Origin of the sequence: Streptomyces sp. 142MFCol3.1 (assembly GCF_000424945.1) — a bacterium.
Taxonomy (GTDB): domain Bacteria; phylum Actinomycetota; class Actinomycetes; order Streptomycetales; family Streptomycetaceae; genus Streptomyces; species Streptomyces siamensis.
Window position 1 is genome coordinate 1 of record NZ_AUKV01000072.1, and the last position, 9668, is coordinate 9668.

Annotated in this window: 9 protein-coding genes and 2 pseudogenes; 5 read left to right on the plus strand and 6 right to left on the minus strand. The window is 68.6% G+C overall.

The genetic code is table 11. The features are described 5' to 3' along the window. A partial coding sequence (locus H305_RS53820; protein ID WP_028805544.1) for a hypothetical protein occupies positions 1-381 on the minus strand: 381 nt, incomplete at its 3' end. 602 nt (positions 382-983) lie between these two features. On the opposite strand from H305_RS53820, the gene H305_RS48960 reads away from it, so the two are divergent. Next, the gene (locus H305_RS48960) at positions 984-1466 is read left to right on the plus strand and encodes a MarR family winged helix-turn-helix transcriptional regulator (RefSeq protein ID WP_051371609.1); all 483 of its coding nucleotides are present in this window, start codon (positions 984-986) and stop codon (positions 1464-1466) included. A 390-nt stretch (positions 1467-1856) separates the two neighbouring features. After that, entirely contained in the window at positions 1857-2087 is a 231-nt protein-coding gene (locus H305_RS0142975) for a hypothetical protein (protein WP_028805860.1), read from the plus strand. A 205-nt stretch (positions 2088-2292) separates the two neighbouring features. On the opposite strand, the gene H305_RS0142985 is transcribed toward H305_RS0142975, so the two are convergent. Then, on the minus strand, positions 2293-3270 hold the full coding sequence (locus tag H305_RS0142985; RefSeq protein WP_028805861.1) for an Lrp/AsnC family transcriptional regulator: 978 nt from the start codon (positions 3268-3270) through the stop codon (positions 2293-2295). A 102-nt stretch (positions 3271-3372) separates the two neighbouring features. On the opposite strand from H305_RS0142985, the gene H305_RS0142990 reads away from it, so the two are divergent. Continuing rightward, a complete protein-coding gene (locus tag H305_RS0142990; protein ID WP_234021446.1) occupies positions 3373-4842 on the plus strand; it encodes a carboxylesterase/lipase family protein in 1470 nt (489 codons plus the stop codon). Between the two features lie 356 nt (positions 4843-5198). On the opposite strand, the pseudogene H305_RS48965 reads toward H305_RS0142990, so the two are convergent. Both H305_RS48965 and H305_RS0143005 read right to left on the minus strand, forming a co-directional pair. Further along, a pseudogene (locus tag H305_RS48965) lies at positions 5199-5678 on the minus strand (aldo/keto reductase); the annotation flags it as partial. A 128-nt stretch (positions 5679-5806) separates the two neighbouring features. Beyond that, a pseudogene (locus H305_RS0143005) lies at positions 5807-6088 on the minus strand (zinc-binding dehydrogenase); the annotation flags it as partial. Between the two features lie 568 nt (positions 6089-6656). Between H305_RS0143005 and H305_RS48970 the strand changes: the two are divergent. Together H305_RS48970 and H305_RS0143020 are read left to right on the plus strand one after the other, a co-directional pair. Continuing rightward, positions 6657-7073 carry a DUF7144 family membrane protein gene (locus tag H305_RS48970; RefSeq protein WP_028805864.1) on the plus strand — a complete coding sequence of 139 codons (417 nt, stop codon included), beginning with the start codon at positions 6657-6659 and terminating at the stop codon, positions 7071-7073. Between the two features lie 121 nt (positions 7074-7194). Continuing rightward, positions 7195-7419: a hypothetical protein gene (locus H305_RS0143020; RefSeq protein ID WP_028805865.1), complete on the plus strand. Its 225-nt coding sequence runs from the start codon at positions 7195-7197 to the stop codon at positions 7417-7419. A 529-nt stretch (positions 7420-7948) separates the two neighbouring features. Here the strand turns inward: H305_RS0143020 and H305_RS0143025 are convergent. Both H305_RS0143025 and H305_RS0143030 read right to left on the minus strand, forming a co-directional pair. Further along, entirely contained in the window at positions 7949-8779 is an 831-nt protein-coding gene (locus H305_RS0143025; protein ID WP_028805866.1) for an oxidoreductase, read from the minus strand. Positions 8780-8794: 15 nt separating this feature from the next. Beyond that, on the minus strand, positions 8795-9668 hold an 874-nt coding region (locus H305_RS0143030), incomplete at its 5' end, for an NAD(P)H-binding protein (RefSeq protein WP_028805867.1).

Sequence of the window (9668 nt, forward strand, 5' to 3'; positions counted from 1 at the left end):
GGCGGTCCACTGTCCGTGGTGGCGGTGGTAGACGCGGTGGCCGTCGTAGCGGAGCTGGTGGCCGTTGTCGTCGGAGCGCCAGTACGCGTAGCCCGAAGCGTCCCGCACGCCGTGCCATTCACGCTGCCCGTCCGAGAGGGACCATCCCTTGCCGATGCGGGAGAGGCCGCCGTGCTGGGCCACGCTGGCCGCGTGATCCTGGGCCGCGGCCTGGGCGGGGGTCGCGGCGGGGACGGTGACGACGGCGGTGGTGGGGCGAGCGTTGTGCTGGGCCGCGGGCAGGGTGGCTGCCGAGGCGGGGCCGGTGACGGCGACGAGGGTGCTGCCGGTCATGGTCACGGTGGCGGCGGCGAGGGCGAGGCGGGTCGTCAGCTTCTTCATGGTGGTGTCTCCTTGCTTCGCCCGGTGTGTGGTGCGGGCGGTGAACGATCGACGTGCGAGGCCGCGGGGCTCGTGGCCGGTACGGCTGAGCAACGTCATGCGTTGACGCTAACAGATCGTTGAGGCATGTCAATGAATGAGCGGGTGTGACTGTCGACTCATCGAAACGAAGGCGGCGGGGATGTCGTTGGGCCCGTGAAGGCTGTCGGCTTGCCGGGACGAAGCTGCCGGGATGTCGTGGATCCGTGGAGGCTGTCGGCTGACGCCCGCCCCACCCAACCGGCGGTCGGGGTCGTGAGACGCTGCGGCAGAGTTGCGGGCCCGAGGGGGCCTTGAGGCCGCCGCGGCCGGCCTGACGGGCGGCGGATCGCCGGCCGGCTCCGGTCGCCGGGCGGGGAGTGGACTGTTCGAGGCGGTGCGGTCCGGGACGGCGCGGCGAAACCGCCGGTCACACCCCATTGCCCGTCTCCGTGGCCCCGGCTGCTGGCCATGCCTCTCGTCGCGGACCGGACCCGCACCATTGAGCCCCTGCTATCATCGGCATCGATAGACGATTATGTTCGGGTAATAGTTTGCCGAGAGGCAAGGTAAGTGGGGTGACAATGACTGCGGACCTGACCGGCACCGTCGAGGCCGAACCCCTCGACCGGCTCGGCTTTCTGCTCGCCCGGCACGGCGCCATCGCCTACGCCCGCACGGAGCACGCCTTCAAACTGTGCGGACTGACACCACGCCAAGGCGCGACACTGGTCCTGCTGGGCGAGTCGGGACACATGAGCCAGAAGGGCATGGCCGAGGTCCTGGAGGTGGACCCCAGCATCCTGTGCGGGATCCTCAACGACCTCGAGAACACCCACCTCGTCGAACGCCGACGCGACCCGGCCGACCGCCGCCGCCACATCGTGGCACTCACCGACGAAGGCAGCCTCACCCTGGCCAAGGCCCAGGACGCCATCACCGCCGTGGAGCAGGAACTCTTCGCCGACTTCACCCCCGAAGAGCTCACCACCCTGCGCAGCCTCCTCACCCGGGTCAGGACCTCCAAGAGCGTCAGGACGCCGGGAAGCGACTCCTTCTGCACCTGACCGAACCGCCACCAGGCAGCAAGGGGCCACGGGTATTCCCGTGGCCCCTTTGCCATGTCGCCCCTCCGCGCATCCGCGGCATCCCCGCAGCTTCGTTCCGGTGACGGGCGCGCGGCAGGGTGGCCCTTTGCGGCCCACCGCGGTGTGTTCGGATGAGTGCCGCGTCGTCAACGGCCCCTACTCGGGGTAACACGTTACGGCGCGGCGGCCGTCCGTGGCGGGTGCGGCCGGGCGGTGGGTCGCGGCGGCATGTCGGCGGGCGAGGTTTCGGCCGCCTGGCGGATGGTTGGCGGGGGGCCTTCACGGATCCTGGAGCGCATGAGTCACGGCGTAACGCCGGGCCGGGCCGGGAGGAGGTTGGTCTGATGACGATCCGCCTGACGTTGGTGAGTGCGCTCCAGCAAGGCCCAGCTCCTTGAGGCGAAGGACAACCTCCAGCACATGCGGGCCGCCATCCCGCTGACTGACGAGGAACAAGCCGCCGTCGATGACGGTCACGCTGCCCTGGACCGGCTCTTGGAACGCCTCGCTGACATCCCCACACCGTCTGGCCCCGCTCCACGCCGGCTGCTGCCGATCATCGAGGTGCGGGGGGCCGCCGACAGTCGGCGGTCGTCTTGACTACGCACCGTGCCCGCGTTTCGTAATAACGAACAAGTCGTAGACGGCGTTCAGGTCGAGGTCTCGGCGTGTACGTCGAGCAGGGCAAGGCCAGCCTCGGTAGCCAAGCGGACGACCTGGCCGCGCTGAAGCGCGTCGCGGCGGCCGATTTCGGCGGGCGCCAGGCCGGCGTCGTGCAGTAGCCCAACGGCCCCTCGTGCCCGGTTCACAGGCTGCCGGCGCGGACCAGGCCTGTCCTCTTGACCCCGGTCAGGATGGGGGTGACCTCAAGGGTGGTGACGCGTTCGAGGGCGCCGATGGTCTCGCTCAGGAAGCCGTAGAGCGCGTTGAGGTCGGCTGCGGCGACCGCCACGAGGAGGTTGGCGGAGCCGGTAACGGCGGAGGCGAAGCGGACCTGGGGGTGGCGGCTGAGCTGTCGGCCGGTTTCCTCCAGGCCGCCGGGGGCGACGGTGAGCCACAGGAGGGCTTCGGTGCGGATGCCCAGCCGGGCGAGGTCGACTTCGGTGGCGAGTCTGAGGACCTGGCCGGCGACCAGTGCCTCCAGGCGGCGGCGGGCGGTGAGGGGGGTGGTGTCGGCGCGGTGCGCGAGGTCGGTGTAGGAGGCTCGTCCGTCCTCGATCAGGGCGGTGATCAGTTGGTGGTCGACGGGCTGGAGGGTCGGCCGGTCGGGTGGCGCGGGCATGTCCGGCCGTAGAGCGGCCAGTTCGGCCTGGGTCAGCAGGCCGCCGCTCCAGTCGAAGGCGGCGGGGAAGACCCGTAGCAGGACGTGTGAGGTCCAGGACTGGACCGCGGGGGTGGCGGGGAGGTCGCGCAGCAGGAGGTTGTCGCGGGCGTCCGGGCCGTCCAGGAACAGGATGGTGCAGATCTCGTCGCCGCCGCCGAGGACGTCCACCCAGATGCAGTCGGGGCGGCGGGCGAGGGTGGCGGCGATGGCGCTGATCCGGTTGGGCTTGCATCGGATGCGCAGGGCCAGCGGGATCAGGTCGGGGAAGTGCACGGGGTTGCGTACGGCCGTGGCGCGCAGGGTCCCGTCACCGAACAGCGGTGCCGCACGCCGCACCACGGTGCGCTCCGAGATACCCAGAACGCGGCCGACCGTACGCCACGAGGCGCGTGGGGCGGCTAGCATCGCGGCCGCGATCCGACTGTCCGTCTCGCTCAGCTGGTGGCGCACTTTCTCCATAACAGCAGATTCTATGTCTTACATTCTCGACAAAGAAGGGTATTTCTGGCTCAGATTCTGGATCCTGCGTAGAAAAATCTCAGAGCAACCGAGAGAGAGCAGGTGAGCACGGTGACCGGTATCGAGCACATGGTCGTGGACACCGACCGGGGCAAGGTCAGGGGAATCGTGGAGGGCGAGGCGGTTTCCTTCCGGGGCATCCCGTATGCCGCGTCGCCGGTGGGCGAGTTGCGGTTCGCGCCGCCGCAGCCGCACCCGGGCTGGACGGACGTGCAGGATGCGGCGCAGGCCGGACCGTCTGTACCGCAGGCGGCCTCCCGCCTGGAGAAGGTGCAGGGGGCGCGGGTGCCGGACTGGAGTGAGGACGGCAGCCTGACGGTCAACGTCTTCGCTCCGCGCCGGGCGCTTGCTGACGGCGTGGCCCGGCCGGTGCTGGTGTGGTGGCACGGGGGTGGCTTCACCAGCGGCTCCGGCGGCTGGGACTGGTACGACGGCGCCCGTCTGGCCGCCCTGGGCGACATCGTGGTCGTTGCCGCCAACTATCGTGTGGGCCCCCTGGGTTACCTCTACCTTCCGGAGATCGGCGCCGCCAACCTCGGCCCCCAGGACCAGGCCGTCGTGCTGCGCTGGGTCAAGGACAACGTCGCCTCCTTCGGCGGCGATCCGCGGACCGTCACCGTCGGCGGTCAGTCCGCCGGGGCCTACTCCTCCCTGATGCTCGCCCTGGACCCCGCGACGAACGCATCCATCGCGCGGGTGCTGCTGCAAAGCGGCCCCTTCGGCCTGAACCCGCAGGATGCCCACCAGGCCGCCGAGCACGCCGCCGCCTACCTGCGCCTGCTGGGCATCCCAGCCGGCACGGACACTGCGAAGGCCCTGCGCGCCCTGCCGGCCGAGCAGCTGCTGGACGCCTACGGCCGGCTCTCGGCGCAGCTCGCCGCCCCGGGCAACGCGGCCCCGCCGATGTACCCGGTCCTCGGCGCCCCCGGCATGCCCCGCACCCGGCAACAGGCCCTCGCGGACGGCGCCCTGGAGGGCAAGCCGCTCCTGATCGGCACCACCCGCGACGAGGCGACGGCCTTCACCGCCTTCGACCCGCACATCCAGGGCCTCACCACCGACACCGCCTTGGACCTGCTCACCGCCCAGGTCGGCCGGCAGGCCGCCCAAGACGTCTACCAACAGCACGCCGCCCGCCGCCCGCAGGCGACACCGGCGCAGGTCTTCACCGCCGTGCTCACCGACGGCCTCTTCCGCGACGGCTCGCTGGAGGTCGCCGACCACCACGCGGCCGGCGGCAACACCACCTACGTCTACCAGTTCGACTACGCCCCCGCCGAGGACCCGTACGCCCTGGGTGCCACACACTGCGCCGAACTGCCCTTCCTGTTCAACACCTTCGACGCCTACCCCGGCAGTCCCATCCTCGCCGGAGTCGGAGCCCGTGACGCCCAGGGCGCGCTGGGCCGCGAATTCGCCACCGCCGTCGCCGAGTTCGTCGCCACCGGCACGACCAGCAACTGGCTGCCCTACGCCCCCTCCACCGCCGCCCGCATCCGCCACTTCGGCTGAGACAGGAGAGAGGAGAGGGTCATGAAGCACATCTTCCGCAAGCCGACCATGCCGCACTGGGCCGAGTTCCTCACACTGCTGGCCACCATCTACTGCTCGGACCGGCTGTACTCCCTGACCATCGCCGACCGATTCACGACCTGGAACCAGTGGGTGCGCCCGCTCCCCTTCACCCTGGCCTCCATCGCGCTGTGGCTACTGATCCGCCGCAACCGGCGAACCGGCGAATTCGCCTTCTACCGCTGCTTCTCACCTCGCACGGTGCCGCTGGCCGCACTGGTCCGAGTGGCCGGGCGGCGCTGGACGGTGGCCTGGATACCGGCGACCGGGGAACAGCCGCGCAGCTCGGCGATGGCGACGGCGCGCGACACTCGCCAAGCCGGGAAATTCGGCAGCCCGAAATAGCGGATCTTTCCTGCACTGACCAGGTCGTCCAGGCCGCGCAGGATCTCCTCCATCGGGGTCACGCCGTCAGGGGTGTGCACCCAGTACATGTCCAGGTGATCGGTGTTCAGGCGGCGCAGGCGGGTCTCGTGGGCCTGCACCATGTGCCGGCGGCTGTTGCCGGTGTGGGAGACGGTCTGAGGTCCGGCGCCGTTCATGCTGTACTTGCCCGCCAGCACGAAGTGGTCCCGGTCGACGCCCAGGAACTCGCCGAGCAGCTGCTTGGATTCGCCGGCCTGGTAGTTCTCGGCGGTGTCGATGAGCGTGCAGCCGGCTTCGGCGAACCGGTCGAAGATCTTGCGGACCTCGGTGGGCTCGGCACCGGAACCCCAACCGCTGCCTGCGCGCCAGCCGGCGCCGAAATTGGCGGTGCCGAGGCCGTACCCGGACACGCGCAGGCCGTTGTTGCGACCGAAGGTGGTGTATCACATGGGTGGACGTCTCCCTGAGTCAACTAAGACAAGTCACTTGCGTTGTGGGGGCATGGACGCGCTTCTTGGCGCCCGTGAGGTGTGCCGGGTCAGCGGGGGACGGTCACGACGATCTTGCCGACCTGGGATCCGGACTCGAGACGACGGTGGGCCCCGACGATGTCCTCCAGCGGGAAGACGGTGTCGATGACCGGACGCAGGGCCTTGCGGGCGACACCGTCGACGATCCAGTTGACGGCGACCTTGCGGCGTTCCACGTCGGTCGTGAGATCGAAGACCTTGTATCCCCGGATGGTCAGGCTCTTGCCGATCGTCTGAAGCACCGGCAGCGTCGTGGGCTCGCTGCTCAGCGCGCCGTAGAGGATCACGGTCCCGCCGGGTGCCGCAGCGCCGCATGTTCACGTCCAGCGGGTCGAGAAACCCGACGATCGAAACGGGGAGGAGGATCGCCCACTGCCGTGCGTTCCAGGTGAGCTGGGACGCGGACATGCGCGATGGCGCGGAAGGGCTCATGCCGATACGCTGACATGCTCGTACTTGAAATGCAAGTGCATCTAATGTGTGCGCATTAGATGCGGGTGCATGTTCGTCGGCAGGGCTGTTTGCAGGCCATGGCGGGCCTCGGCGACGGCACGGTCAGAAGCCGGGGGCGGAGCCGGCGAAGAACTACGAGGCCGCTGAGTACCGCAGCCGTGGCGACGAACACGCCGTACAGGAGCACGCTTATGGCTCAACGTGGCGGCGATGTGATGAGGGGAGCTGCGCCTGGCCAGCCCGGGCCGAGGCCGAGCATCGAGCCGCGCGGTAGGAGTCCCCGCCCCCCGGCGGCTCATTGCAGTCGTGGTGCCGAAGGATCGCGGTGATCCTGACTAGGGAACGCGGCCGGCTTCGCACGGGCATGGTGCGTCGGTGACCGCGCCGTACAGGAAGGTAGCGGCCATGGCAGCGATGCCGAACCAGGCACGGCAAGAGCGCGGGGGGCCGGACAGCAGTGAAACATTGAGCGGCGCGTCCCTGTTCGCCGGGGCCATGCTGATGCTCAGCGGGCCGCTCAGCATTCTCATGGGGGCATCAGGTATCGCACACGACACCGTGTTCTCCGTGTCCCGGTACGCCTACCGGTTCGACCTGACCGCCTGGGGCTGGATTCACCTTGTGGTCGGAGTGGCGCTCGTCATCGCTGGCCTGGGGGCCTTGACGAACCAGAGCTGGGGCCGCGGGGCTGGGATCAGCCTGATCACCCAGTTCATGTTCGTTCCGTACTATCCGGCGTGGTCCATCCCCGTGATGACCCTTGACCTCCTGATCATCTTTGCACTGACGAGGTTTCATCTCGGAGCCAACGGCGGTCGGTGACACACGTCAGCCCACCACTCACCCCGGCTTTCGGCCCCCATCGTGCTGAGTTTGCCGGGATGCGGCAGTCGGCCCCTCACCAGACCGCCGCGTGACCTGGATGTAGCCCCGTCTCTGGCTGATGAACAGCCTGCTACTTGGTGTTCTCCTCGTTGCCGTCGTTGCGGCTCTGGCGGTCGATGGCTGCCACGCGGACCTGTCCATCGGGGTCGAGGCAGAGAATGGTGACGGCGCCGTGTGGAGCCTGCGCGGTGTGACCACCAAGAACGCCGTGAGCTTCGGAGCCTCCTCCGCAGGTCTTTCCACCTCGGGCTATCCCTACTTCGGCGCTGACATGCTTCGCTGACTCGGGCGCGCCTTCTGCGGCCCGGAAAGGTCCAGGCCGTATGAACGCGCCGTGCTTTTCCGGAGACCCGTCAGGGCCTGATCCACTCACTGGAACAGGCCCTGACTTGGCCCTGAAGGAGTAATTGTCAATATCTGTACCGGTTGACTCACATTTGCTCGGGTGGACTGATCGCGACGAGCTCGACCTTGAAGCGAGATGCTCGACTACGGCCGCTCGCGCGGATTTTACTCACCCACGTGCAGGTCGCTGCTGGTGGAGGACGCGGCCCGGCCGAGGGTGATGATCGGGGGGCCGGTGGGTGCCCGCGTCCCGGCTGGACGCGGCCGAGCGGCGGCTGCTGGTGGCCACGGCGGACGGTGGGTGGGAGCCAGCGATGGTGTGGCTGAACCAGTGGGGGCCTACGGCTTGGTGCTGTGGTGACGGCTGCTGCCTTCCGAGGAAGGTGGCTTCTTCCTCACGGCCAGTCCGAAGCCTCCGGCAAGGCGTCGGACCGGGTCAAGGAGTGTGGGCTGCACCCTGGTTGGCGTTAGTCGTGGTCGGTGGACAGGGCGACGTGCCGCCAGGCGTCCATCTCGGCACGGAAATTGTCCAGCTTGGCTTCGAACGCCTGGAGGGTGTCGGCCCCAAGCTGTAGGCGCAGCGGCGGCTCGGGAGCAGCGGCGAGGTCGACGATGGCACGGGCGGCCTTGTTCGGGTCTCCGGGCTGGGCGTGGTTGAGGCCAGCGGCGGTCTGACGCATCGTGCCGACCGTGGCCGCGTAGTCGTCGATGACGTCGGTGCCGGTGTGCAGGCTGGCCGGGTCCAGGAAGTCGGTGCGGAAGAAGCCTGGTTCCACGAGCGTCACGTGCACTCCCAGGGGCGCCAGTTCAGCGTTGAGGGTCTCGGTGAATCCTTCGACGGCGAACTTCGTGGATGCGTAGATGCCCCAGCCCGGGGCGGTGGCGAAGCCCACGATGGAGCTGATGTTGATGACGTGCCCCGAGCGCTGGCCTCGCAGCAGTGGCAGTACGGCGCGTTGGACGGCGAGCGGGCCGAACACGTTGGTCTCGTATATGGCGCGCACCGCGGCGTCGTCGGATTCCTCCACGGCGGCGAGAAGTCCGGTTCCGGCGTTGTTGACCAGGACGTCGATGCGTCCGAACCGTTCCACCGCCGCGTCGACGGCCGCCTGGATGCTCTGCGGGTCGGTCACGTCCAACGGCACGGCCAGCAGCGCATCGCCGGCGTCGGGGAGCTGCTCGCGGACGGCATCCGCCTTCCGTGCGGTGGCCACCGTCTGATGTCCTGCCGCGAGCGCCGCGCGCGTGATTTCCAGGCCGAACCCACGGGACGATCCTGTGATGAACCAAACACTCACTGTTTTCTCCTGGTTTTAGACGGTGTGTGAGTCGTAGAACGCCCGGTTCTGGGCGACGAAGCTTTCGATATCGAGGGGGCCGGTGCCGCCGATCTTCTTCACGAGGTCGTTGGTGCCGGCGAAGATGCCGTTGCGGTAGTCGACCGAGACGGCGAGGAGGTGCTGGATCATGTGGGGCGATGTGCCGCGCTTCTTCAGGATGGCGGCGAACTCGTCGAGGTCGATGGGCATGTAGGTGACCTGACGGCTGAGCGCCTTCGACATCTTCTCGGCGATCTCGTAGTGGTTGAGTTCCACCGGCCCGTGCAGCGGGTAGATCTGTCCGGCGTGCGGGGCGGGGTCCTCGAGGATGGCCGCGATCACCCTTGCCTGATCACTGGCAGCGATCGGGGCATGCCGTCCGTCGGCGAAAGGAAACCGCAGCTCGCCACTGCCGTCCCACATGTTGATCAGCCACTGGGCGAAGAAGGTCGGACGGATGTGGGTGACGGCTGCCGGGAAGTGTTCCAGCACACGCTCGGCGACCCAGTGCTGGCGTGCTGCGTTGCTGGCGGATTCACGGCGGGCGGAGATTTGCGACATGTTCACGATCGCCTGTACCCCGTTCTCCTCTGCCGCCAGGGCCACGTTCGCCGTGGCGTCCATCAGGCCGGGAACGATCGGGTAGGTGAAGTACAGGGCGTCGATCCCCTTCGTCGCCTCCGCCAGGGAGTTGAGGTCGAGGACGTCGCCCTCCACGATCTGTGCCCCGAGGCCGGCAAGCCGCTCGGAGCGCTCATCGACTCGACGGACGAGCGCGCGGACGTGGTGACCGCGCTGAAGCAGCAGTTCCGCGGTGTGGCCACCGGTCTTACCGGTCGCCCCGATCACGAGCAGATTGCGTTCCATG

What these genes read in the sequence shown, in the direction of transcription:
- H305_RS48960 (WP_051371609.1), top strand. Translation starts at nt 984, where the DNA reads ATGACTGCGGACCTGACCGGCACCGTCGAGGCCGAACCCCTCGACCGG.
- H305_RS0142985 (WP_028805861.1), bottom strand. Translation starts at nt 3,270, where the DNA reads ATGGAGAAAGTGCGCCACCAGCTGAGCGAGACGGACAGTCGGATCGCG.
- H305_RS48970 (WP_028805864.1), top strand. Translation starts at nt 6,657, where the DNA reads ATGGCAGCGATGCCGAACCAGGCACGGCAAGAGCGCGGGGGGCCGGAC.
- H305_RS0143020 (WP_028805865.1), top strand. Translation starts at nt 7,195, where the DNA reads ATGAACAGCCTGCTACTTGGTGTTCTCCTCGTTGCCGTCGTTGCGGCT.